The following is a 24,254-nucleotide window of genomic DNA, read 5'->3' on the forward strand; positions in this document are numbered from 1 at the left end:
CCTGCTGCGACCCCCGCCTCAACCCCACCCAGGCCCAGCACGTCGTCGCCGCCTGGACCCCCTGACCCCCACCCACCCCCTGCCCGCCCGGCAGCACCCGGAGTTCGGGGGACGAGCGCCCGGGTCCCGAACGGCTTCAGAGCGATTCCAGCCGGAATCCGTCATCCCCAAAGAAGGACCGCGCATCGTGGAGAGCGAGCCGTCCGGACAGCGTTGTCCGGCCCGCGCCGCCCCCGACCTCACCGGTCCTGCCGAAGCCACCAGAACCACCACCCCATGAACCGCCGGGCCGGCGCCCTCCCCCGAGCGCCGGCCCGGCTCCCCGCCCCGGACCCGGCCGGCCGCAGCGGCACCCGCACACCGAAAGACGAGTGGGAGAACAGATGCACAACTACGTAGTGGTCGACGCGTTCGCGCGACAGCCCCTCAACGGCAACCCGGTCGCGGTGTTCTTCGACGCCGACGACCTGAGCGCCGAGCAGATGCAGCGCATCGCACGGGAGATGAACCTCTCGGAGACCACGTTCGTACTCGGCCCGAAGCAGGGCGGGGACGTGCACGTGCGGATCTTCACGCCCGTCAACGAACTCCCCTTCGCCGGGCACCCGTTGCTCGGCACGGCCATCGCGCTCGGCCAACGCACGGACGCGGACCAGCTGAAGATCGAGACCGCCATGGGCGTGATCCCCTTCGAGCTGGAGCGCGCCGGCGGGAAGGTCGTCGCGACGAGCATGCGCCAGCCGGTGCCCGTGTGGGAGCCCTTCGACCGCGCGGACGAGCTCCTGGAGGCGCTCGGCATCCGCGAGTCGACGCTCCCGGTGGAGATCTACCGCAACGGCCCGCGACACGTCCTGGTCGGCTTCGAGAGCTTCGAGGCCCTGTCGAAGGTCGACCCCGACCACCGCGCACTGGCGGCCTTCCCGGACATGGCGACCAACTGCATCGCCGGATCGGGGACCACCTGGCGCAACCGCATGTTCTCACCCGCGTACGGAGTCGTGGAGGACGCCGCCACCGGCTCCGTCGCGGGCCCCATCGCCATCCACATCGCCCGGCACGGCCTCGCCTCGTACGGGCAGCACATCGAGATCACCCAGGGCGTCGACATGGGCCGCCCGTCCCCCATGAGCGCCCTGGTGCACGGCGAGGGCGACCGGGTCGACTCCGTCGAGGTCTCGGGCCACGGCGTCGTCACGATCGAAGGATTGATGCATGTCTGAGCTGTCCCAGCCGAACGCCACCCCCGCCACGGCGCCCAACCCCGGTACAGGAAACCGGCGTTCGGAGACACTGACGGGAACCATCGAGGTGGCCTTCCCCGAGTTCCGCACCCCGCCCGCCGAACCCCTGGGACTCCTGACCGCCTGGCTCAAGAGCGCCACCGACCAGGGCGTGCGCGAACCACGCGCCCTGGCCCTGGCCACCGCCGACGCCCAGGGCCACCCCTCCTCCCGCATCGTCGCCGTCAACGAGATCACCGACACCGGGATCGTGTTCATCACCCACACCGGCAGCCAGAAGGGCCGCGAACTGGCCGACAACCCCTGGGCCTCGGGCGTCCTGTACTGGCGCGAGAGCAGCCAGCAGATCACCCTCGCAGGCCCGGTCCGCCAACTCGACACCGCCCGCTCCCAGCAACTGTGGGCCGCCCGCGCCCCGTTCACCCACCCCATGTCCACCGCCGCACACCAGAGCGAACCCCTGCGCGACCTGGACCACGTGGAAGAACTGCGCACCCACGCCCGGCAACTGGCCGCCCTGGACCGACCCCTGCCCTGCCCCGACGCCTTCGCCGGCTACCTCCTGGAACCCGCCTCGGTGGAGTTCTGGGCCAACGGCACCGACCGCCTCCACGAACGCCTGCGCTACGACCGCACCCCCACCGGCTGGCACACCACCCGCCTCCAGCCCTGACACGTCCCACCGATCCGTCCCGACGCGACCCCGCTTCGACGGCTCGGCTCCGCCCCGGCACACGGATACGCACGCGACCGTACGCGTGTGCCGGGCGGCCGTCGTCCGTCCTTCGACCCCTGCTCCCCTGCCCCTGTCCCGCCCGTCTGTCGGCCTTTCCCCCGGAGATCTCATGAGCTCGTCCCCGTCCGCACCCGACCCCGCCGCCCCGGTGTTCACCAACCACCTGGAACTGCGCGCCCGCAACCGCCGGGCCGTCGAGCAGTACATGGAGATCGGTCCCGAGGCCCGGCTGAGCCGCTACACCCTCTACACCGACGACGGCACCGCCGCCCTCTTCAACACCGACATCGGCCGGCCCATCGTCGTCACCGGCCGCGAGAAGCTCCAGCACCACGGCGAGCTGTCCCTCAAGGTCCTGCCCGACTGGGAATGGTTCGACGTGCAGATCTACGAGACGCAGGACCCCAACATCATCTGGGTCGAGTGCGACGGCGAGGGAACCATCCGCTTCCCCGGTTACCCCGAGGGCCGCTACCGCAACCACTTCATCCACGGCTTCACCCTGCGCGACGGGAAGATCGCGGCCAGCCGCGAGTACACCAACCCCATCGAGCACATGCGCGCCCTGAGCATCGAGACCCCGCACATCAAGCGCGACTGGATCCCCTCCTGAACCACCACCACGCCCTGACGCAGTCCCGCCCCCGCACCGCAGTCCGTTGGGAGTAACAGGCCATGAGCCCCGACACCACCCCCCGCCCGGCAGCACGCGCCGCCATCGACCTGATCACCGCCGCCTGGCACACCCAGGCCGTCTACGCGGCGGCCAAGCTGGGGCTGCCCGATCTGATCGCGGCAGGGCACACCCTCCCGGCCGGCATCGCGCGGGCCGCCGACGCGGACGAGGACGCCGTCCGGCGCCTGCTGCGCCTCCTGCTGCGGCTGGGGGTGGTGGACGGCGACGAGACCGACGGCTACCGCACCACCGAAGTGGGAGAGCTGCTGCGGGACCGGCCCGGATCGCTGCGCGACGTGTCGCTGCTCTACGGCGAGGAGTTCTACCAGGCGTGGGGCGACTCCATAGAGACGTTCCGGACCGGCAGAACCGGCTTCGAGAAGGCGTACGGGGAGTCGCTCATCGGCTACCTGGGCAAGGACGCCGATGCCGCGCAGCGCTTCCAGCGCGCCATGCAGGCCCAGGCGAACAACTTCGCCTTCGACGCCGTTCCGCGGCACGTCGGCTTCGCCGATGACCGGCACGTCGTGGACATCGGGGGCGGCAGCGGCCAGCTCCTGGCCACGGTCCTCGCCTCCGCGCCGAAGGCCCGCGGCACCCTGCTCGACCTGGCCCACACCATCCCGATCGCCCGCGCGCACCTGGAGCGGACCGTGGGCGCCGACCGGGCCGAGCTCGTCGCCGGGGACATGTTCGAGAGCCCGATCCCCGAGGGGGCCGACACGTATCTGCTGTCCCGGGTCCTCGGCGACTGGTCGGCCGACGACTGCGTGCGCCTCCTGAGCAACGTACGCGCGGCCATGGCCCCGCACTCCCGGCTCGTGATCATCGAGATGGTCGTCCAGGACGGCAAGGCCGGTCTGCTGGCCCCGCTCTGGGACCTCCACCTGATGGTCGTCAACGGCGGGCATCAGCGCTCGATCGGCGAGTACCACGACCTGGCGGCCCGCTCGGGACTGTCCATCCAGCGCTCCGTCCCCCTGCCCATGGAGGTGTCGGCGCTGATCCTCACCGCGGCGGGCGGAGGACCGACCGGGGCGGGCCGAGGCGTTGCCCCATCCGGAGAACCGTCGTGACCGAGGAGCCCGTATGCCACCACAGCAGCCGCATCAAACGCGCACCATCAGCACCACCCCGGCCTTCGGCCCCGGCGTCGGGCTGCGGGAAGCGGACGGCGTCCGGGGCGCGAGCCTCGGCGCGCCCGTGATCCACGGCGTGCACACGTCGGTGGCCGCCTTCGTCGGCGACGCCCGCGGCCTGCCCGCCAGGCCGGTCTACGTCCGTCATCCGCAGGAGTTCGTCGAGGCGTTCGCGCGGCGCGCGGCCCACGGACAGGCTCCCTCGCACCTCCACGACGCCGTGCTCGGCCACTTCCGCAACGGCGGTGGCGGGGCCTGGCTCATCGGGACGACGGAGGGGGCGGCCACCGGCAAGGACCGCGTCGCCGCCTATCGAACCGCTCTCGCCAGGCTGGAGCGCCTTCCGGAGATCACCCTCGTGGTGGCGCCGGACCTGTGGCGGGTGGCGGAGGACGCGCACGGTATCGCGCGAGAGATCGCCGGGCACTGCGCCCGCCTCGGTGACCGGGTCGGACTGCTGCACACGCGGCAGGGCCTCGATCCCGCCGATGCGCGGACCGGGGCTTTCGCGCTCGCCGAGCCCGACGCCCGGTTCGTCGCCGTCCACTATCCGTGGCTCACCGTGACCGAGCCCGGCGGTCGGGAGCATCTGGTGCCGCCGTCGGGGCATGTGTCGGGGCTGTGCTGCCGCGTCGACGTCGAGCGGGGTGTGCACACCGCGCCGGTGGGCGCCCTGGTGGGAGTGGTGAAGCAGGAACGGGAACTGTCGGACCGCGAGGAGGAGGCTGCGGGTGAACTGCGCCTGAACTGCCTTCGGTTCGTCGCGGGGCAGGGCATCCGGGTGACGGGGGCACGCACGCTGTCAGCCGATCCCGGCTGGACGGACCTGGGCGTACGCCGCCTGGTGAACCACACCCGCGTCTCGCTCCAGCAGGGCACCCGGTGGGCCGCCTACGAGACCAACACACCCCAACTGCGGGCACTGGTACAGCAGTCCGCCGCGGCCTTCCTGCGCCGGCTGTGGCGCAGCGGAGCGCTGGCCGGCGGGTCCGCCGCCGAGGCGTTCGACGTCGTCTGCGACGACACCAACAACACCGCCGAGGACACCGCCCAGGGCCGGTTGAACCTCACCATCGGACTCGCCACCGTGCGGTCGGCCGAGTTCGTCACCTTCCAGATCCGGCACGACATCGGGAACAGAATTCCCTGACCAGGACCGTCAAGCCGACAAGGCCGGGCCCTTCAAAGGAGATTCAAGACAATGGAGATCCACTCATGCTCGAGGAACCACGCCTCGAGAAACCATGGTGCGAGGAACCACGGGCAGGAGATCCACGGCATCGCCGGATCGCCGCTCTGCGGCCCCTGCACCAGAAAGCTGGAGCGTGATCTGCGCGCGCTGCCCGGCCTCCACCAGGAAGGCCTGCACCACGTGATGGCGACGACCGGCCGACGACGCAACCCCACCAAGGTCTCCGGGAGCCGCAGGCGCGACCATCTGAACGTCTCGGCCCTCGACGCCAGGAGCAACATCGTCGCCATCCTGGAGTCATGGGCCCGGTACGCGGCGGACGAGCTCGGGATCACTCCCCCGGCCCGCTCCGTGCCCCACCTGGCCTGCTTCCTCCTGCTCCACCTGGAGTGGCTCGCGGCCCAGCCGCCGGCCGCGGACTTCGCGGACGAGGTCCAGGGCCTGCACGTCGAGCTGCTGCGGGTCATCGATCCGGACCGCGGCGACCGCACTCCGCTCACCAGGCAGTGCGTGGTGGACAGTTGCGCGGGGACGATCAACGCGTCGCCTGGCAGGGACACCAGCATCAGCTGCTCGTCGGGGCATTCGTGGGAAGTACGGGAATGGCTCGTACTGCGACACCTGATGGACCGTCAGAGCAGGGAAGCCGCCTGACCGTCACGGCGCCCCGGGCATCGCTCGGCCTGTTCAGCGGGAGAGAGCAGGACGGAGCGGGGCGGGACAGGTGGTGACACCGGTGGCGGAGTCTTGGGTGGAGGTGGTCCCGGCGTGCGGTCTCTCACCGCGCGCCGAGGGCGCCTCCACCGATCGCGTCGTACGGCGCGAGCATGCGGTCGCGGACCTCCAGAAGGATCACCGAGGCGACTTGCTCCGCTGTGCGCCCGTCCACGCGGACGACGGACCGGGCGACTTCGGCGTACAGATGACGCCGCGCCTCCAGCAACTCCTGCCACTTCTCACGGGGGTTGACAGCGAGGAGCGGGCGGGCCGCGTCCAGGTCGGCGCGCTTGAGGGCCTCTTCGACGTCCATCGAGAGGCAGATGACGGGGTGTTCGGCCAGGAGTGCGCGGGTGCCCGCGTCGAGGATGGCCCCGCCACCCAGGGCCAGAACCCCCTCGTGCTCGGCCAGCGCGGCCGCGACAGCGGCCTTCTCCAACGCACGGAAGTGTGCCTCCCCCTCATCGACGAAGATGTCGGAGATCTCCCGGCCCCGCGCCGCCACGATGTCCGCGTCCGTGTCCCGGAACCCGACACCCAGACGCTCCGCCAGCAGCTCTCCGACCGTCGTCTTGCCCACGCCCATCGGGCCGACAAGAACAACCCGCGGCCCACTCACCGGATCTGCAGGTGGTCGAGGTAGGACCGCACATTGCGGCGCGTCTCGGGCACGCTGTCGCCCCCGAACTTCTCCACCACCGCATCCGCGAGGACCAGGGCAACCATCGCCTCCGCCACGATCCCGGCCGCCGGCACCGCACACACATCAGAACGCTGGTGATGCGCCTTGGCCGCCTCACCCGTGGCCACATCAATGGTCGCCAGCGCACGCGGCACCGTCGCGATCGGCTTCATCGCCGCCCGCACCCGCAACAGCTCACCCGTGGTCAGCCCGCCCTCCGTACCACCGGAGCGGCCCGAGGTCCGCTTGATGCCGTCATCGGTCGTGACGATCTCGTCGTGCGCCTGTGATCCGGGCACCCGGGCGAGGCCGAAGCCGTCGCCGACCTCCACACCCTTGATCGCCTGGATCCCCATGAGCGCGGCAGCCAGCCGCGCATCCAGCCGCCGGTCCCAATGCACATGCGAACCCAAACCCACCGGCACCCCGTAGGCCAGGACCTCCACCACACCACCCAGGGTGTCACCGTCCTTGTGGGCCTGGTCGATCTCCGCGACCATCGCCTCCGACGCATCCGCGTCCAGACACCGCACCGGATCCGCGTCCAGCCTCTCCACATCCGCCGGCGTCGGATACACCCCGTACGGCGCCTTCGCCGCCGCCAGCTCCGTGACATGCGAGACGACCTCGATACCGGCCGCCTCCTTCAGGAACGAACGCGCCACCGCACCCAGCGCCACCCGCGCCGCCGTCTCACGCGCCGAAGCACGCTCCAGCACCGGACGCGCCTCGTCGAAGCCGTACTTCTGCATCCCCGCCAGATCAGCGTGACCAGGCCGCGGACGCGTCAGCGGAGCATTACGCGCCAGGTCAGCCAGGACATCCGGATCCACCGGATCGGCCGACATCACCTGCTCCCACTTCGGCCACTCCGTATTACCCACCATGACCGCGATCGGCGAGCCCATGCTCAGACCGTGCCGCACACCACCCAGGAACGTGACCTCATCACGCTCGAACTTCATCCGCGCACCACGGCCATAACCCAGCCGCCGCCGCGCCAGGTGATCCGCCACCAACTCCGTGGTGACCGGCACGCCGGCGGGAAGACCCTCCAACGTCGCGACAAGCGCGGGTCCGTGCGACTCCCCCGCGGTCAGCCAACGCAACCTGCTCAACGGTGTGCTCCTTTGCCTGCCTGTGCTCGGTGCTCAACGAAGCGCGTAGCCCCGGAAGAGGCGACGCATCTCGTCGTGGAACTCAGGGAATGTCTTGGCCACACAGGACGGGTCGTCGAGTGTGATGGTGTCCGGTACGGCGAGCCCGAGGACCGAGAACGACATCGCGATCCGGTGGTCGCGCCGGCACTCGATGCGGGTGGGGCGCGGCACTCCGGGGTGGACAGTGATCCAGTCCGGGCCGTCGGTGGTCTCGATGCCGCACGCCCGGAGGTTGGCCGCCACCGCGGCGACACGGTCGGACTCCTTGAGCCGGGCGTGTGCGACACCGCGGATCGTGATGGGGGCGTCGGCCAGCGGCGCGATGGCGGCGAGGGTCATGAAGGTGTCCGAGATCTCGCCCATGTCGACGGTGAAGCCGCCGCGCAGCGGGCCGGTGCCCGTCACCGTCGTGGCCGTCGGCCCCACGTGCACCTGGGCGCCGGCCCGCGCCAGGACGTCGACGAAGCGGAGGTCGCCCTGGAGACTGTCGGTGCCGAGGCCCGGCACGGTGACGGTGCTTCCGGTGACGGCCGCCGCGGCGAAGACGTACGAGGCGGAGGAGGCGTCGGGTTCGACCGCGACGTCGATGGCGTCGTAGGCCCGTGGCGCGACGCGCAGTGTGCCGTCCTCGCTCTCGTCGACGCGGACGCCGAAGCGGCGCATCAGCGACAGGGTCATGTCGACGTAGGGGCGGCTGACCAGGCTTCCGGTGCGGATCGCCAGGCCGCGGCGCATCAGGGGCGCCGCCATCAGGAGGCCGCTCAGGTACTGGCTGCTCAGGGACGAGTCCACGGTGAGCTCGCCGCCCTCGACGCCTTCGGCGCGGATCAGCAGGGGAAGTCCGTTGCCCGGGCCCGGCTCCAGGTCGACGCCCAGCGCGCGCAGCGCGTCGAGGAGCGGGCGCTGGGGCCGGGCCCGCAGCTGTTCCGAGCCGTCGAAGAGGAAGGTGCCGTGGCCGCAGGCGGCGAACGGCGGCAGGAAGCGGGCGGCCGTGCCGGCGTCCGCGCACCAGGGTCTCGCGGGGCCCGCCGGACCGCGTCCGGTGCCCGTCACCTCCCAGTACGCGTCCTGAGGGCCGCTCCTGACCGTGATGCCGCAGACGCCGAGCGCCTCACGGAAGGCGACCGTGTCCTCGCTCACCAGTGGGGCGCGGACCGTGCTCGTGCCGTCGGCGGCCGCGGCCAGCAGGAGCAGCCGGTTGGTCAGACTCTTGGATCCCGGTATGCGGGCTGCCAGGCCGGTGCCCGGCTCCTTCTCCGTGATCACGGAGGTGCCTCCTGCGAGCGCGTCGGTGGATCGGTGGATCGGTGTATCGGGCCGAGGAGCTCTCTATGGGGGAAGCGAGGGCTCCCCGGCCCGGTCCGGGTGGTGAACGTCAACGCCCTTGGAGAAGGGGGACGTTCACCATTCGAGGAGGGCGAGTCCCGCGGCCATGCCGCCGCCGAAGCCGGCCAGCAGGATCAGGTCGCCGCGCCGGAAGGCGCCCTTGCGGGCCGCCGCGTCCAGCGTGATGGGGATGGAGGCCGCTCCGGTGTTGCCGTAGTGCTCCAGCGTGAGGTGCGTGGTGGCGCGGGTGAGCCCCAGGTCCTCGATCACGGTGTCGAGCATGACGCCGTTGGCCTGGTGCGGCACGAAGTGCGCGATGTCGTCGTGCGCCACGCCCGCCTCGTGCAGGAACTGCTTGGTCAGCTGCGGCAGTTGCTCCACCACGAACCGGCGCACCTCGCGCCCGTCCATCGCGAAGTACTGCAGGTTCGCCTCCAGCGCGGCCTGGTCCGGGGGGATGCGGCTGCCGCCCGCCGGCACCTGGATCAGGTCGGCCAGCTCGCCGTAGGTGTGCAGGGAGACGTGCCGCACCCGCGGGCCCCGGCCGGGGCCGAGCACCATGGCACCCGCGCCGTCCCCGAAGAGCACGACCGTCTTGCGGTCGGCCGGGTTCAGGATCCGCGAGTACACGTCCGCGCCGATCACCAGCGCGTGGCCGCCTCGGTGCGCCAGCATGCCCTCCACCACCGACAGCGCGAAGACGCTGCCGGAGCAGACCGCGTTGACGTCGAAGGCCGCCGCCCCGAGGGCGCCGAGCCGCTGCTGGACGAAGACCGCGGTCGGCGGCTGCGGGCGGTCCGGCGTGGACGTGGCCACCACGATGAGGGACAGCTGTCCCGCCGTGATGCCGGCCGACTCCAGCGCGGCGCGGCCCGCCGCCACCGCCAGGTCCGAGGTGGCCTGCCCCGGCGCGGCCCAACGCCGTTCCCTGATCGCGGTCTTGCGGACGATCCACTCGCCCTCGACCCCTGCCGGTGCCCCGACCTCGTCATTGGAGACGATACGGTCCGGCACATAGGCGCCCGTACCGAGAACTGCGATATCGGCTGCGATATCGGTCATCCGCCTGCCCCACCCTCAACGCGACGTGATTGATGTCTGCTCATGGCCGGCACCCGTACGGCCCCGCCGCACCCGCATCCGGCGTGCGCGGGCGGCCGCATCGGGCCGCCCGCGCACCTGCGGTACCGCACGATGCCTACCGCCGCTCGTAGATCCGCTTGTGGCCGCGCAGACCGCCCAGCCGGAACTGTCCGCCGTTCTGCACCGGCGTCGGGTAGTCCCCGCCGTCCGTGGGGAAGGAGCGCTCGTGCAGCTGGCGGTAGCCGGCGTAGTCCAGCTCCGTGCGCCGCTCGATCGCCGCGAGGTTCTCGGCGGTGCGCAGCTGATCGCGGTAGCCGGGTACGGGCGTGCCCACGAAGAACTCCGCGACGCTGCCCGAGCCGTAGCTCAGGAACCCGATCGGCCGGTCCGTGAGGTCGTCGGCCTGGTCCAGGAGCGCGGCCAGACCCAGGTACACCGACGCGGTGTAGCTGTTGCCGATCACCCGGTTGTACGCGGTGGTCTGACCGATCGCCCGCGCGATGCCGTCCTTGTCGGTGTCTGCCCCGCAGTACTCGAGGAGGTGACGGTGGGCCTTGTAGGCCATCTTCGTGAACGGCTGGTGGTAGCAGAACGCGGCGAACTCCTCGAGCCCGCGGCCGCCCTGCTCCTGGTAGTCCTTCCAGCAGCCCTCGACCGCCTGCAGATAGGCGGAGATCGACTCCTGCCCGTCCACGAGCGCGGCGTCCCGGTAGTTGGGCCGCCAGAAGTCCATGACGTCCGCGGTGAACAGCCCCGAGGGGCCGTCGATCCGCAGCAGCGCCGGGTCCGCGCCGACCAGCATCGCCACGGCGGCGGCGCCCTGCGTCGCCTCACCGGGGCTGTCCAGCTCGTACTTGGATACGTCGCTGGCGATCACCAGCACCTGCTGGGAGGGGTCGCGTGCCACGAGGCCCAGCGCGAACTGGAGTCCCGCGGTCGCCCCGTAGCAGGCCTGCTTCAGCTCGACCACGCGCGCCGCGGACGGCAGCCCGAGGAGCGAATGCACGTACACGCCACCGGACTTGGCCTGGTCGATCGAGGACTCCGTCGCGAAGACGACCGTCCGGATCCGCTCGCTGCCGTGCCGCTCGATGATCGGCGCGGCCGCCGAGGCGCCCAGCGTGACGATGTCCTCGTCGGCCGCCGGGACGCTCATCGACTCCTGGCCGATGCCGATGTGGTACTTCCCGAGCTCCGTGCCGTTGTACGCCGCGAGTGCCGCGTGCGGCAGGACGAACTCCGTCGTCGCCAACGACAGATCATGAATCCCTATACCGGGCACACCGGATCCACTGGTCATGCCTACACACCGACCTTTTCCGACTTGTTGTTCCGCTCGAACTGGACGTGGGCGCGCATGAGTTCACCGGGGTTGGTCTGCGCTGCCAGCAGCGAGAGCTCGCCGCACAGGACGGTCGCCGCCGCGATGACGGCGAGCCGGCGGGCGTTCTCGCCGGGCTCGCGGTCGACCCGGCAGCCCAGCCGGGCGAGGTTGGTCTCGACGAACTCGAGGCCCTTGCCGTTGCCCACCGTGCCGACGATCAGGTTCGGCAGGGTGCAGGCGAAGTAGAGGTCGCCGTCGCGGTCCTCGGCCATGGTGACGCCCTGCGAGCCCTCGACGATGTTGGCCGCGTCCTGGCCGGTCGCCAGGTAGAACCCGAGCAGCATGTTGGCGTAGTGGGCGTTCGCGGAGCGGATGCCGCCGGCGAGCAGGGTGCCGAGCATGTTCTTGCGGATGTTCAGCTGGACCACCTTGGCGGCGGTCGTGTGCAGGACGTCGGTGACGACGTCGCGCGGGATCAGCAGCTCCGTGACCACGTTCTTGCCGCGGCCGAGGATGCCGTTGATCGCGGTGGCCTTCTTGTCCGTGCAGTAGTTGCCGGAGATCGACCCGTAGGCGATGCCCGGAATCGTGTCCAGCAGGTGCTTCAGGAGCGCGTCGGAGGCGAGCGTCGCCATGTTGTGCCCGGACGCGTCACCCGTGGTGAACTCGAACCGGATGAACAGCAGGTTGGCGTTGATCTCGTGCCGGATGTTGATCAGCTGGGCGAACCGGCTGCAGCCTCGGACCACGTCGCGCAGCTCGTCGATCCGCGCCTCGATGGCGCGCGCGGCCACGTACGCGGTCTGCGCGTCCGTCGCCTCCACGAGCACGGAGCGGGTCATCCGCTCGTCGACGAGGGTGGCGACGATGCCGTTCTCGGCGAGCATGGACACCTTCGCCCCGCGGCCCACGGAGGGCCACAGCGGCGTCTCGTAGGTGGCCAGCGGGACGTGGGTCTCGGTGGTGGCGACGTTCCCGGAGATGCGCAGCGGGCCGACCCACCGCATCGGGACGCCGGCAATCGCGTGGGTCTCAGTCATCGGGTGCTTCCCGTCAGTTCTTGAGCGGCCTCGACAGAGCGGGAACGCTGGGCGAAGGGCGCCGTGTCGATGCCCCGGTCGGCGCAGAAGGACCGCAGGTCCCCCTGGATCAGCAGGTCGCAGCGGCGCAGCTCGGCGGGGGTGCGCGCACCGAGCATGGTCTGCATGGCCGCGAGCTGGTCGAGCCACGTCGAGATCTGCGCGATCAGCGCGGAGACCCCGTCGTCCTTCAGCGTGCGCAGGAAGCCGCCGGACACGCCGACACCGGACGCGCCGAGCGCCAGTGCGCGGGTCACGTCCAGCGCGTTGCGCACGCCGCCGGAGGCGAGTACGGGGATGCCGACGTCCTGGGTGTCCAGCAGGCAGGCGGCGGTGGACTGCCCCCAGCCGTGCAGGAACGCGTAGTCGCCGATCTCCCGGCGGCCGTTCTCGATGCGGGCGAAGTCGGTGCCGCCGCGACCTCCGAGGTCCGCGACCCGTACGCCGAGGCTCTCCAGCAGGAGGACGGTCTCACGGCTCAGGCCGTTGCCGACCTCCTTGACTATCACGGGGACGTCGACGGCCGCCGCGATCTTCTCGATCTGCGGGACCCAGGAGGAGAACGAGCGGTCGCCCTCCGGCATGGGGGTTTCCTGCGCCGTGTTGATGTGGATCTGCAGGGCGTTGGCCCGCACGAGGTCGATGGCGCGCTGGGCCATGTCGACGGACGCCGTCGCGTTCACGTTCGCCAGGACGAACCCGTCCGGGTTCTCCTTGCGCAGCACGCTGAACGTACCGGCGCAGGAGGGGTCCTTGAAGTACGCGCTCATGGACCCGGAGGCGACGGCGACGCCGGTCTCGCGGGCGGCGATGGCCAGGTCACGGTTGATGATGCCGGTGCTCTCGCTGCCACCGGTCATCGCGTTGATGTAGAGCGGCACCTGCCAGGAGATGCCGGCGAAGTCCGTGGCCAGGGACACGTCTGGGCGGTCGATGCCGGCCAGGGCGTGGTGGACGAACGACACCTCGTCGAACTGGTTGTGTCCGCTGAGCTGACGCTGGTGCTCGACAGCGAGCCGGACGTGGTCGTCCTTGCGTTGAGAGATCATTCTTCGTTCCCTTCCATGGCGGGACGGAGCTGCAGGGGCCGCACCCCCGCCGTGGTCCACGATTTCTGTACCTGTGCGATGTCCGATGACGCCGAGGCGTCCAGCAGCGCGATGCCGCAGTCGCCGCCGCCCGCTCCTGAGGGCTTGGCGGCGCCGCCGACGGCTTCGGCCGCGTCGCAGAGCGCGGTCAGCTCGGGCGTGAAGATGCCGAGGCCGACCGTTTCGTCCAGCCGCGCCAACTCCCGTCGGGCGCGCCGGATCTGCTCCAGCAAGGTGTGGCGGTCCCCGCGCTCCAGTGCGTCGATCGAGGCGCGCACGAAGTCGGCGGTGCTCTCCACGAACTGCCGGTGGGAGGCGCTGCCGCGCCAGGTCCTTCGGTCCAGGCCGGAGACGAGGGACGAGGTGGAGGCAGGTGTTCCGGTCCAGCCGACCTCCAGGGAGAGGCCCTGGGGAGGCGGCAGTCTGCGTACCTCGTGGCCGGGCCAGGGGGCGCTGAGCGCCTTCTCGACGCCCGCGCTCTCGGCCAGGTCGAGGACGGCCGCGCGGTCGGGCGCCCGGTAGGCGATCCAGCCGCCCCAGGTGCTGGCGGCGAGGTCGCCGCCGGATCCCTTGGGGTCCAGGCCCGCGGTGGCGAGCATGGCGAGGCGGTACCGGGCGTCGTGCGTCAGGTCGAGGCCCGAGGAGGCGGCCACGGCGGCGACGGTCGCCACGGTCACCGCCCCGCTCGATCCCAGGCCGTACTTCGTTCCGTTGTCGTGCAGCCCGCTGCTCACCGAGATGTCCAACGCCGGTACGGGCAGGCCGCGTTCGGTCAGGAGCCGGCCCACGATCTCGACGGCGGCCGCCACGTGGGACAGGCCCTCCCGGACGAGCTGTTCGTCCCGCGGTCCCGTTCCTTCGAGGCGGCCGTCCCGCCAGCGGCAGTGTGCCCCTCGCGCGGCGAGGTCGGTGGAGAGGCGGACGCCGGGCTCGCCGGGGTCGGAGACCGTGACCGTGATGTACCGGTCGACCGCCACCAGGATCGCCGCGTTGCCCGGCTCCACCACCGCGTACTCGCCGGCGACGAACAGCTTGCCCGGCGCGCGCCGGGCAACAGTCGGCCGACGGGACATCATCCGTCCTCGGTCAGCAGCCGGGCGCCGGGGCCGGGGCGGGCGATGTGGACCGCGCCGCCCTGGGCGGCGGTGCGCACGACGTCGGCGACCCGGTCGGCGTCCGCGTTGCGGCAGAGCACCTTCACGTTCGGTCCGGCGTCCATGGTCGCGTAGGCGGCGACGCCGTCACGCCTGAGCCGGAGCACGCTGTCGAGGACGGTGAGCGAGGCCGGCGACATGTAGCGGACCGCGGGACGGGCCGCCAGCATCGTGGCGTGCATGCCGAGCGCGTTGCGCTCCGCGATCTCGCCGACCGCTTCGAGGTCGCCGCGGCCGAGGGCCGTGCGCATGTCGACCAGGTCGGCCTTGCTGGAGAGTGCCCACGGCTCGTAGAGCGGCGAGGTGTCGACGGTACGGCGCATGGCCGCCCGGCTGGACACGTCCTTGGGTCCCGCGTTGACGACCGCGACGACGAGGGCGGGGTCGAGAGGGCCCGCGGGCACCGGCTCGGCGTACGAGCTCAGGTCCGCGTCCTCCTCCGTGCCGTCCTCCCGGCCCGCGTGCCAGACGACGAAGTCGCCGAAGAGCGACCGGGACGCCGAGCCGGATCCGCGCCGGGCGAGGCGGGAGAGCGCGGTGGCGTCGAGGTCCAGGCCGTAGGCGGCGGCCGCGGCCACGGCCAGGGCGGCGAAGCCACTGGCGGAGGAGGCGAGGCCCGCCCCGGTGGGCACGGTGTTCTCGGTGTCGACCACGGCCCGGTGGGCGACGCCGGACCGCTCGCGCACCAGGTCGAGGAAGGTGATGATGCGCTTCTGCGCCTCACCCTCCGCGGGTGCGCCGCCGAGCGTCACCTCGTCCTGGACGGCCTCGGGGGCCAGCCGGACGCGGGTGGTCGTCGGGAAGATGTCGAGGGTCATCGAGAGGCTGTCGGTGCGCGGCAGGATGAGCCGCTCGTCGCGCTTGCCCCAGTACTTGATCAGTGCGATGTTCGGGTGCGCCACCGCGGTCGCGCTCCCCGTCGTGCCCGGTGGTGCGGAGCGCACCGCCGCGGCCTGCTGTTCAGCGCCCATGGCCGGCGAACCCCCTCAGCGGTACGACCCAGGTCTGTTCGGCGCCGGCCTCGTGGAGTCGCCGGGTCACCGCGCTCGCCTGCTCGGACTGGGTCAGCGCGATCATGCAGCCGCCCATGCCACCCCCTGTGATCTTGGCGCCGAGGCTGCCCGCCGCGAGCGCGCCCTCGACCAGCGCGTCGATCCGCTCGGTGCTCAGCCCGCCCGCGCGCAGCAGCTCGTGATACTCCGTCATGCGGGAGCCGAGCTCCTCGGGCTTGCCGTCGGCCAGGGCGTGCCTGCCCTCGTCGGTCAGTTCCGTGGCGCGGCGCACGAAGCGTTCCTGCGCGCCCGAGTGCTGCTGGAAGCCTTCGCGCAGCAGGGTGACGGCGTCCTTGGTACGGCCCACCTCGCCGCTGTCGGCGACGATGAACAACGCCTCGCAGCCGATGGGGAGTTCCTCGGAGCGCCCCTGTTGGAACAGCAGTGGCCCGGGTGCGCCCACCGCGGTGGCGTCCACGCCGCTGGCGCGGCCGTGCGCCACGTTCTCGGCGGTCTGCACCAGGTCGAACGCGGTCTGCGGGCTCACCTCGCGGTCGAAGAGGTCGGCCAGCGCGAACACCACCGCCCGCGCGCACGCCGCACTGGAACCGAGGCCGCGGCCCGGCGGGATCGCGCAGTCCAGGATCACGTCGAGATGCACGTCGTCGGCGACGTCCATGGTCGTACGGAACTCGTCGGCCAGCCGGCTCAGCCAGTCGGAGGCCTGGGTCGCCACGGGCCGGGTGGCGGAACCGGTCATGGTCAGCGATACGTCGCCGGAGTCGCCCGGCGCCTTGGCCGACCAGCCGGCGCTCGCGGTGACCGCCAGCTGTGGAACCGGAAGAGCGAGGGCGGGAGCGCCGTACACCACCGCGTGCTCGCCCAGCAGGATCGTCTTCGCGTGGGCGCGACCGATACCGACCGAACGAGCGCGGCGGATTTCTGACACCCCCTCCGTCGAGGCCGGTGGTGTCAACGCACTCAGCTCCCTTTGTCTTTTCTGCATGGAGATCGCATCATCCAGAGTTCTAGGAAGGAATGAAGCAGATCGGGTGCCGTCAGAACCCCGACCGTTCCGGAGAAAAGGGCCCGCGGCGAAGCAGGACATTGCTTCCCCGCGAGCCCTTCGACTTCAGCCCTGCCGGGCGGGACGCGCTCAGCTCTCGGAACGCAGCAGGTTCTCCACACGCTTCTGCCACTGGTAGTACGAAGCGATCTTGTGGTACTCGCCCTTGGGCGTCGCCGCGATGCCGTAGACGTAGTTGCGGCCCGAGGTGTCGTAGGGCGCGTCCTTGATGAGCCGCTCGAAGGTCGGCGCCAGGTCCACGGGCAGGCTCAGCGGCTCCGGCGTCATGACGGAGTACGTGAAGCGGCTGATCTTCGGGGAGTCCCAGCTCAGGGTCGTGTAGATGACGAAGGACCGCTCGCAGAACTTCAGCAGCTCCTCGCTCGGCTCCGCGAGGCCGAGCTCGCCGAGGATCGCCCTGACGCCCTTCTCCTCGAAGACATCGGCCGGCACCCGGTCGCCGACGCCGCCGCCGAAGTACAGGTTCATCGTGCGGTTCGAGTAGTCGATGCCGACCGTGCTCACGATGTTGGTGAGGCCCCACTTCTCGAAGAAGTCGAGGTTGGCGGCCACGCCCTCGGGGATCGAGGGCAGCTTGGCCAGCTCGGCGATCGTCAGCAGCTTCTCGGCGCTGGGGAAGGACCAGGTCTTGGTGAAGCCGCCGGCCACGCCGAAGTCGACGCCGCAGCTGGTGATCGGGAGGTTCTCGTGGATCTCCTTCAGGAGCTTGCCGGAGGGGTGGTCCGTCTTCGGCGTGATGCCGTGCTCCACGGCACGGGCGTACGGGTCGATGTCCTTCGGGAGCATCGTGAAGCGCGCGTCCAGGTCGTCCGCGCTGCTGCCGGTCGACGCGCGGAAGGAGATCACGGAATTCCCGACCACGTCCTCGAAGGCGGTCAGGATGGGCCAGACCTTTTCGCGCGAGGCGGTGACGTCCACCAGCTGAGCCGTCTTCTCGATGATCGAGTACAGCTCTGTCAACTCGGCGGATTCTGACATGGTTCCTCCATTTATCGATCTTGACGTTTGTCGGGACAGGAACACATCACGGGCGGCGCACCAGGAATGCGGACGACCGCGGCGCGGCACGACGAATAAGCCGCAGCCCGGTGGGACTGCGGCGAAAGGTGTCGATGCTTCGGAGGTTCCTGGACCCGGCCTGCCGGTACCTGCAAAATTGCCGGGCGACTTCTCACAACTTAAGGTCGTCAATCCCCTTCGCTCCGCGGGGGATCACGCGCGCGGCTCTGGAGCCGTCCGCACAACGGGCGGGACGGCACGCATGCAATGAGCGCGGAGGGGAATCAGTACTGCACCGGGATCGGACCCGGCCCCGCCGGTTCGGGCCGAAGGGCCACGAGACTCAACCCCGCGCCTCGCGGCGGGTTTTGGGCAGAGTTGGCGTGCAGAAATAGTGACACGGGCGGAGCCTTCGAGCCAAGGCCTCCCTGAAGTGACCCGGGTCACATCGCGTCATGTCCGCTCGCATGGGGGCAGTTGCCCACCTCGACGCCGACGGGGGCGCGCGCCGCACGCGACGCCCCCGCCTCCAGCCCCGCGCCACGCGCGCCACGCGCCACGCCTCACGCGTACTGGCACAACCCCCGCGGAACGTACGCCCCGTGCCCCGCGCGTCCGGCGTAGACGCGGCGGTCGATCACCGGCACGCCCCGGGACAGCACCGTCTCCACGCGCCCGGTCACGCGCTTGCCCTCGTAGGCCGAGTAGTCGACGTTCATGTGGTGGGTCTGCGCGGAGATCGTCTGCTCGGCGTGCGGGTCGTAGATGACGATGTCCGCGTCGGTGCCCGGCGCGATCGTGCCCTTCTTCGGGTAAAGGCCGAACATCCGGGCCGGTGTCGCGCAGGCGACCTGGATCCAGCGGCGTCGGCTGATGTGGCCTTCCACGACCGCCTGGTGGAGCAGGTCCATGCGGTTCTCGACGCCCGGCAGGCCGTTCGGGATCTTCGAGAAGTCGTCCCGGCCCATCTCCTTCTGGCCCTTGAAACAGAACGGGCAGTGGTCCGTGGAGACCACCTGCAGGTCGTTCGTCCGCAGTCCGCGCCAGAGCGCCTCCTGGTGCTCCCGCGGGCGCAGCGGGGTCGAGCAGACGTACTTCGCGCCCTCGAAGCCGGGTTCGGCGAGGTTGTCGGTCGACAGGAAGAGGTACTGCGGACAGGTCTCGCCGAAGACCGGCAGGCCCTCGTCCCGCGCGCGGGTCAGTTCGGCGACGGCCTCCTGGGCGGACACGTGCACCACGTACAGCGGGGCACCGGCCACCTGACTCAGCTTGATCACCCGATGGGTCGCCTCGGCCTCCAGGAGCGCCTTGCGGACCTCCCCGTGATAGCGCGGGTCCCGCTCACCGCGGGCAAGCGCCTGCTCCACCAGGACGTCGATGGCGAGGCCGTTCTCCGCGTGGGTCATCACCAGGCCGCCGTTGGTGCTCGCCCGCTGCATCGCCCGGAGGATCTGGCCGTCGTCGGAGAGGAAGACGCCCGGGTAGGCGGTGAACAGCTTGAACGAGCTGACCCCGGCGGCGACGAGCCGGTCCATCTCCTTGAGGGAGGACTCGTTCACGTCGGACATGATCATGTGGAAGCCGTAGTCGACGGCGCAGTTCCCCGCGGCCTTCTCGTGCCACGCGTCGAGCCCCTCCGCGAGCGTGCCGCCCTTGGGCTGGATCGCGAAGTCGACGATGGTCGTCGTGCCGCCCCAGGCCGCGGCACGGGTGCCCGTCTCGAAGGTGTCGGCGGCGAGGGTGCCGCCGAAGGGCATCTCCATGTGCGTGTGGGCGTCGACGCCGCCGGGGATCACGTACTTCCCGGTGGCGTCGATCACCCGGTCGGCGGTCCACCCGTGGCGGTCGCGGGTGGCGAGCGCCACGACGGTGCCGTCCTCCACGAGTACGTCCACGGGCAGTTCGTCGGAGGCCGTGACGACCAGCCCGCCGGTGATCAGAGTGCGGTCGCTCATGTGGTGCGCTCCCTTTCCTGCGGGCCGGCTCGCGCGGACCCGGGTGGGTGAACTAGGCGTCGCGCAGGGCCTGTTCGAGGATCGCTGCGCCCTCCTCGGCCTCCGCCACGGTCAGCGAAAGCGGCGGGGCGATGCGCAGCACGCTGGTGTCGTGCCCGCCGCCCTTGCCGATGAGCAGGCCGCCCTCGCGGGCCGCTTCGAGCACGGCGGCGGCCGCCCTCGGGTTCGGCCGGTCCGTGCCGGGCTCCATCAGCTCGACGCCGATCATCAGGCCGCGCCCGCGCACCTCGCGCACCACGGGCAGCTGGGCGCAGATCGCCCGCAGCCGCTCGATGAGGAGACCGCCGACGCGCCGGGCGTTGCCCGGCAGGTCGTGCTCCAGGAGGTACGCGAGGTTGGCGAGGCCGGCCGCCATGGTGACGGGGGAACCGCCGAACGTCGAGATGGAGTTGGCGTCGAGGGAGTTCATGACCTCGGCGCGGGCCACGACACCGCCGATCGCCATGCCGTTGCCGATGCCCTTGGCGAAGGTGAGGATGTCCGGCGGCCCGTTGCCGGCGTGCGCCTGCCAGCCCCAGAAGTGCTCGCCCGTGCGGCCCCAGCCGGTCTGCACCTCGTCGGCGATCCACAGGATGCCGTGCTCGTCGAGGACCTCGCGGAAGGCGGCGTAGAGACCGTCGGGCGGCGAGGTGAAGCCGCCGACGCCCTGGATCGGCTCGGCGATGAGCGCCGCCACTCCCCCGCGGGCCTGTCCGAGCATGTCGCGCAGGTCGGCGACGCAGGCCGCGGTGAACTCGGCGTCGCCCAGGCCGGCGTACGGGCCGCGGCTGCGGACGCCCCCGTGCACGTACAGCGTCTGGAGCGGCGAGAGGCTGGTCGGCGACCACGCCTGGTTGCCGGTGATGCCGACGGTCGTGAAGGAGCGGCCGTGGTAGCTGTTGCGCATCGCCAGGATCTGGTTCGAGCGGCGGTGGGCGGTGGCGAGCAGCAGCGCCGCGTCGTTGGCCTCGGTGCCCGAGGTGGTGAAGAAGACGCGGGCGTCGGGGATGCCGGACAACGCGGCGACGCGCTCGGCGAGTTCGACCATCGGGCGGTTGAGGTAGAGGGTCGAGGAGTGGATGATCCGGCCCGCCTGCTCGTTCACCGCCTTGGTGACCTCGGGCAGCGCGTGCGCGGTCATGGTGGTGAGGATGCCGCCGAAGAAGTCGAGGTACTTCCTGCCGTCGGCGTCCCACACGTGGCGGCCCTCGCCGTGGGTGAGCTCCATGGGGTGCCGGTAGTAGAGCGCGAGCCACTCGGGCAGCACGGCCCGGTGCCGGTCGTACAGGTCGCTCACGGCTGCACCAGCCCTTCGTAGGCGTCGGGGCGGCGGTCGCGGTAGAACGCCCACTGCTGGCGCACTTCCTCGATGAGGGCGAAGTCGAGGTCCCTGACGACGAGTTCTTCCGTCTTGTCGTCGGCGGGCTCGCCGACGAACTGCCCCCGGGGGTCGACGAAGTAGCTGGTGCCGTAGAAGTCGTTGTCGCCGTACTCCTCCTGGCCGACGCGGTTGATCGCGGCGATGAAGTACTCGTTGGCGACGGCGGCCGCGGGCTGTTCGAGCTGCCAGAGGTAGGCGGAGAGGCCGCGCGAGGTGGCGGAGGGGTTGTAGACGATCTGCGCGCCGTTCAGGCCCAACTGCCGCCAGCCCTCGGGGAAGTGGCGGTCGTAGCAGATGTAGACGCCGACCTTGCCGACCGCGGTGTCGAAGACGGGCCAGCCGAGGTTGCCCGGCTTGAAGTAGTACTTCTCCCAGAAGCCCTTGACCTGCGGGATGTGGTGCTTGCGGTACTTGCCGAGGTAGCTGCCGTCGGCGTCGATCACGGCCGCGGTGTTGAAGTAGAAGCCGGACTGCTCGACCTCGAAGACGGGGACGACGATCACCATGCCGGTCTCACGGGCGAGCTCCCGCATGCGGGTGACGGTGGGGCCGTCCGGCACGGGCTCGGCCCAGCGGTAGTGCTCGGCCTCCTGGACCTGGCAGAAGTAGGGGGCGTTGAACACCTCCTGGAACCCGATGATCTTCGCCCCCTGACGGGCCGCCTCGCGGGCGTGCTCCTCATGCTTGGCGATCATGGATTCGGTGTCGCCTGTCCAGGTCGCCTGGACCAGTGCGGCGCGTACGACGTTGACCATGAGCTGCTCCTTCGTGGGTCCTTGAGAGGACGTCAGAGAGCTTCTACGCACGTAGATCTGCTGCGTGGATTAGGAGAACGTAAGCCTCCGCCGACGGGCTGAGCAAGACCATCGCCGTCAACCGGCGGAGTCGATCATGTTTCGCACCCGAGCGGGCGAGAAACGGGCGCAAAGCGGTACGGGGAGGGCGCCGCGGCGGGCCTGGGCCGGCCGGGGTCAGGCGCTGAATCCCGCGACGCGCAGGGCGTGCACCAGGTCCCAGTGGTGCTCGTCGGAGACGCCCTGGGCCGTCTCCAGGAGCAAGGGGATGAGGCGGTGCGGGTCCGTGTGCGCGCAGCGGGCCACGTCCTCGGAGGTGCGGACGCGTACGTAGGAGTCGAGGAGCGCGCGGGCCTCGCGCTCGCGGCCCGCGTCGATCAGCGCGAGGAACGCCTCGGCGATCTCGGGCGCGGGACGCGCGACGCCCTGCCGCAGCAGCTTCCTGCAGTCGTCGGAGCGGCCCGCCCCGGCGAGCGCGTCCGCCAGCGCGACGAGCCGGTCGGGCGGCAGCGACGCGGCCTCCCACAGCAGGGTCGCCCAGTCGGCGCCGAGTCCCGCGCGGTGCAGTTCCCCGGCGAACAGCGGCAGCCGGGCCGCGGGCCAGCCCGCGGCCTCCACCAGCACCCCGTGCGCCTCACCGCTGCGCCCCTCGCCCCGGAGCCGGACGAGGTCCCGCACCGCGTCGGACGTGGCGCGGGCGGCCGCCTCGTCGTCGGTGACCGGCGGCGCGGCGGACTCCTCGCTCTCCGGGGGCGCGAACCGAGCGCCGCGCGGCGTCCGGCGCGTGGACGCCGGGGCGGGCACGGCCACGGGAGCACCGGCGGCCTCCCCGCCCGCGCCACCGTCCCCGAGCCCGGCGAACCGGGCACCACGCGGGCGGCGCCGGGTGCGCCCCGCACGCTCCGGGGCGGGCTCGGGCGCGGGGCTCTGGCGGGGTACGCGGGGTCCGGCTTCCGGCGCCTCGTGCCGGGCGGCGGAGAAGGGATCCGGCTCGTCGGGGGCGGCGTGAGCGCCGCCCGGCACCGCGAAGACGTCGTCCGGCTCCGCAACGCCGGACAGTCCGGTCGCTCCCCCGCCGAAGCTCTCCTCGTAGCCCCTGCCGTACGCCTCACCGTGCGCCCCGCCGTACCCGTCGCCGGGAGCCTCACCGAAGACGAGGGATTCGCCCCCGAGGCTGTCCGGGGAGACACCGGCGAGCACGCCCCCGGAAGCGGCCACGCCGGTGTCCGGCATCCCCGGAGCCGCACCCGGGTCCCCCGCGGCGGCAGCACCGAAGTCCCCCGCGGGCGACGCCCCGAAGCCCCCGCCGGTCAGCGCCGTGCCGAGGTCGGCCCACGACGGGCGTTCCGCCTCGGTCAGGCGGTCCAAGCGGTCCCGGATTTCCGCGCAGCGCGCGGTGGCCCGCTCGTGGTCGTCGCGCACCCACGCCAGGTCGAGGTTGATGCGGTCGATGTCGTCGGCGGCGTCCGCGTCGGTGGCCGCGGTCAGCTGCCGGTTCAGGTCGGCCTGCCGCTCCAGGGCGACGCGCTGCTCCCTGAGCATCATGTCGAGCCGGTCGCCGAGCAGTTCGCGTCCGCCGGGCCGGGCGTCGTACGCGGCGAGGGAGGCCCGGTGGAGCGCGCGCGCCCGCCCCGCCTCGTGCTCGGCCTCCGGCACGCCCCGGTCCGCCGCGAGGTCGTGGAGCAGCGCCTGCACCACGTCCCAGGGCGGCACCTCGGCGCCGTCCAGGCAGGCGCGCATGCCGTCCGGGTCGCGCTGCCAGAACACGCCGCACCAGCCGGCGCGCTGGTCGAGCCGCCCCAGCAGGTCCCTCAAGTACTTCGCGAACTCCCTTACCCGATCCGGGAGTTGTCCCACTGCCATCTGCCCAGCACCGCCGCCCTGTGGAGACAGGAGTCTTCCGGTCCGGAAGATAACACCAGATGTGTTACGGGACGACTACATGCAGTTTTCCGCGGGCACGTCCTGCCCGAAAGGGACAGTCGCGGATGCGCGAAAGGGACAGTCGCGGATGCGCGAAAGGGACAGCGGCGGATGCGCGAAAGGGACAGCGGCGGATGCGCGAAAGGGACCACCCAGGGAGCGCCGAGGGGACGGTCAAGCAGCCGTCAGCTCGCACCGGACCACCAGCTCGTCCAGCGAGAGCCCCAGCACGGAGGCCAGCGCCGCCACGGTGAACAGCGCGGGTGTGGGCGCCCGCCCCGTCTCGATCTTGCGCAGCGTCTCCGCGGACAGGCCCGCCTCCGCGGCGACGGAGACCATGCTCCGTACCCCCCGGGCGTCCCGCAGGAGCATGCCGAGACGCTCTCCGCGCTCGCGCTCTTCGGGGGTCAAAGGAATCCGTACCATGCGGCCATCGTAGCCGACATCCCCATTCAAATACCGGTATAGTAATTGCCCGGATTCGGGG

Annotated in this window: 22 protein-coding genes; 6 read left to right on the top strand and 16 right to left on the bottom strand. The window is 71.3% G+C overall.

Annotation, left to right across the window (positions count from 1 at the left end; all coding sequences use genetic code 11):
* Nucleotides 1-383 precede the first annotated feature (383 nt).
* From ACZ592_RS14835 to ACZ592_RS14860, 6 genes are all read left to right on the top strand, one after another.
* Nucleotides 384-1,220 (top strand): PhzF family phenazine biosynthesis isomerase, encoded by an 837-nt coding sequence (locus tag ACZ592_RS14835; RefSeq protein ID WP_471581944.1) that lies wholly within the window; start codon nucleotides 384-386, stop codon nucleotides 1,218-1,220.
* Complete coding sequence (gene phzG / locus ACZ592_RS14840) at nucleotides 1,213-1,914, top strand: phenazine biosynthesis FMN-dependent oxidase PhzG (RefSeq protein ID WP_471581945.1); 702 nt, start codon at nucleotides 1,213-1,215, stop codon at nucleotides 1,912-1,914. The genes ACZ592_RS14835 and phzG overlap by 8 nt, the downstream gene beginning before the upstream one ends.
* A 172-nt stretch (nucleotides 1,915-2,086) precedes the next feature.
* Nucleotides 2,087-2,590 (top strand): PhzA/PhzB family protein, encoded by a 504-nt coding sequence (locus tag ACZ592_RS14845; protein ID WP_471581946.1) that lies wholly within the window; start codon nucleotides 2,087-2,089, stop codon nucleotides 2,588-2,590.
* A 62-nt stretch (nucleotides 2,591-2,652) separates the two neighbouring features.
* Nucleotides 2,653-3,729 carry a methyltransferase gene (locus ACZ592_RS14850; RefSeq protein ID WP_471581947.1) on the top strand — a complete coding sequence of 359 codons (1,077 nt, stop codon included), beginning with the start codon at nucleotides 2,653-2,655 and terminating at the stop codon, nucleotides 3,727-3,729.
* Between the two features lie 13 nt (nucleotides 3,730-3,742).
* Nucleotides 3,743-4,942, top strand: coding sequence for a phage tail sheath family protein (locus tag ACZ592_RS14855; protein WP_471581948.1), 1,200 nt, complete (start codon nucleotides 3,743-3,745; stop codon nucleotides 4,940-4,942).
* Nucleotides 4,943-4,993: 51 nt separating this feature from the next.
* Nucleotides 4,994-5,638 carry a hypothetical protein gene (locus ACZ592_RS14860; RefSeq protein ID WP_471581949.1) on the top strand — a complete coding sequence of 215 codons (645 nt, stop codon included), beginning with the start codon at nucleotides 4,994-4,996 and terminating at the stop codon, nucleotides 5,636-5,638.
* Nucleotides 5,639-5,762: 124 nt separating this feature from the next.
* Here ACZ592_RS14860 and ACZ592_RS14865 read toward each other — a convergent pair whose 3' ends face one another.
* From ACZ592_RS14865 to ACZ592_RS14940, 16 genes are all read right to left on the bottom strand, one after another.
* Nucleotides 5,763-6,320, bottom strand: a complete 558-nt coding sequence (locus tag ACZ592_RS14865; protein WP_471581950.1) for a shikimate kinase — start codon at nucleotides 6,318-6,320, stop codon at nucleotides 5,763-5,765.
* The gene (gene aroC, locus ACZ592_RS14870) at nucleotides 6,317-7,501 is read right to left on the bottom strand and encodes a chorismate synthase (RefSeq protein WP_471581951.1); all 1,185 of its coding nucleotides are present in this window, start codon (nucleotides 7,499-7,501) and stop codon (nucleotides 6,317-6,319) included. Before aroC ends, ACZ592_RS14865 begins: the two co-directional genes overlap by 4 nt.
* A 33-nt stretch (nucleotides 7,502-7,534) precedes the next feature.
* A complete protein-coding gene (aroA, locus tag ACZ592_RS14875; protein ID WP_471581952.1) occupies nucleotides 7,535-8,809 on the bottom strand; it encodes a 3-phosphoshikimate 1-carboxyvinyltransferase in 1,275 nt (424 codons plus the stop codon).
* A 135-nt stretch (nucleotides 8,810-8,944) separates the two neighbouring features.
* Nucleotides 8,945-9,931 (bottom strand): 3-oxoacyl-ACP synthase III family protein, encoded by a 987-nt coding sequence (locus ACZ592_RS14880; protein WP_471581953.1) that lies wholly within the window; start codon nucleotides 9,929-9,931, stop codon nucleotides 8,945-8,947.
* Between the two features lie 136 nt (nucleotides 9,932-10,067).
* Nucleotides 10,068-11,252 (bottom strand): hydroxymethylglutaryl-CoA synthase, encoded by a 1,185-nt coding sequence (locus ACZ592_RS14885; protein WP_471581954.1) that lies wholly within the window; start codon nucleotides 11,250-11,252, stop codon nucleotides 10,068-10,070.
* A 2-nt stretch (nucleotides 11,253-11,254) separates the two neighbouring features.
* Nucleotides 11,255-12,316: a hydroxymethylglutaryl-CoA reductase gene (locus tag ACZ592_RS14890; protein WP_471581955.1), complete on the bottom strand. Its 1,062-nt coding sequence runs from the start codon at nucleotides 12,314-12,316 to the stop codon at nucleotides 11,255-11,257.
* Nucleotides 12,313-13,404 (bottom strand): type 2 isopentenyl-diphosphate Delta-isomerase, encoded by a 1,092-nt coding sequence (fni, locus tag ACZ592_RS14895; protein WP_471581956.1) that lies wholly within the window; start codon nucleotides 13,402-13,404, stop codon nucleotides 12,313-12,315. The genes ACZ592_RS14890 and fni overlap by 4 nt, the downstream gene beginning before the upstream one ends.
* Nucleotides 13,401-14,516, bottom strand: a complete 1,116-nt coding sequence (locus ACZ592_RS14900) for a phosphomevalonate kinase (RefSeq protein ID WP_471581957.1) — start codon at nucleotides 14,514-14,516, stop codon at nucleotides 13,401-13,403. Before ACZ592_RS14900 ends, fni begins: the two co-directional genes overlap by 4 nt.
* The gene (gene mvaD, locus ACZ592_RS14905) at nucleotides 14,516-15,568 is read right to left on the bottom strand and encodes a diphosphomevalonate decarboxylase (RefSeq protein ID WP_471581958.1); all 1,053 of its coding nucleotides are present in this window, start codon (nucleotides 15,566-15,568) and stop codon (nucleotides 14,516-14,518) included. Before mvaD ends, ACZ592_RS14900 begins: the two co-directional genes overlap by 1 nt.
* A complete protein-coding gene (mvk, locus tag ACZ592_RS14910; protein WP_471581959.1) occupies nucleotides 15,558-16,538 on the bottom strand; it encodes a mevalonate kinase in 981 nt (326 codons plus the stop codon). The genes mvaD and mvk overlap by 11 nt, the downstream gene beginning before the upstream one ends.
* Before the next feature lie 207 nt (nucleotides 16,539-16,745).
* A complete protein-coding gene (locus ACZ592_RS14915) occupies nucleotides 16,746-17,654 on the bottom strand; it encodes an aromatic prenyltransferase (protein ID WP_471581960.1) in 909 nt (302 codons plus the stop codon).
* Between the two features lie 584 nt (nucleotides 17,655-18,238).
* Nucleotides 18,239-19,630, bottom strand: coding sequence for a dihydropyrimidinase (hydA, locus tag ACZ592_RS14920; RefSeq protein ID WP_471581961.1), 1,392 nt, complete (start codon nucleotides 19,628-19,630; stop codon nucleotides 18,239-18,241).
* A 52-nt stretch (nucleotides 19,631-19,682) separates the two neighbouring features.
* Nucleotides 19,683-20,966 carry an aspartate aminotransferase family protein gene (locus tag ACZ592_RS14925; RefSeq protein WP_471581962.1) on the bottom strand — a complete coding sequence of 428 codons (1,284 nt, stop codon included), beginning with the start codon at nucleotides 20,964-20,966 and terminating at the stop codon, nucleotides 19,683-19,685.
* Nucleotides 20,963-21,805: a nitrilase-related carbon-nitrogen hydrolase gene (locus tag ACZ592_RS14930; protein ID WP_471581963.1), complete on the bottom strand. Its 843-nt coding sequence runs from the start codon at nucleotides 21,803-21,805 to the stop codon at nucleotides 20,963-20,965. The genes ACZ592_RS14925 and ACZ592_RS14930 overlap by 4 nt, the downstream gene beginning before the upstream one ends.
* A gap of 216 nt (nucleotides 21,806-22,021) precedes the next feature.
* Nucleotides 22,022-23,659, bottom strand: a complete 1,638-nt coding sequence (locus ACZ592_RS14935) for a hypothetical protein (protein ID WP_471581964.1) — start codon at nucleotides 23,657-23,659, stop codon at nucleotides 22,022-22,024.
* A gap of 282 nt (nucleotides 23,660-23,941) precedes the next feature.
* Nucleotides 23,942-24,193 (bottom strand): helix-turn-helix domain-containing protein, encoded by a 252-nt coding sequence (locus ACZ592_RS14940; protein ID WP_471581965.1) that lies wholly within the window; start codon nucleotides 24,191-24,193, stop codon nucleotides 23,942-23,944.
* Between the last annotated feature and the right edge of the window lie 61 nt (nucleotides 24,194-24,254).

Source organism: Streptomyces sp. NPDC040622, assembly GCF_055593965.1.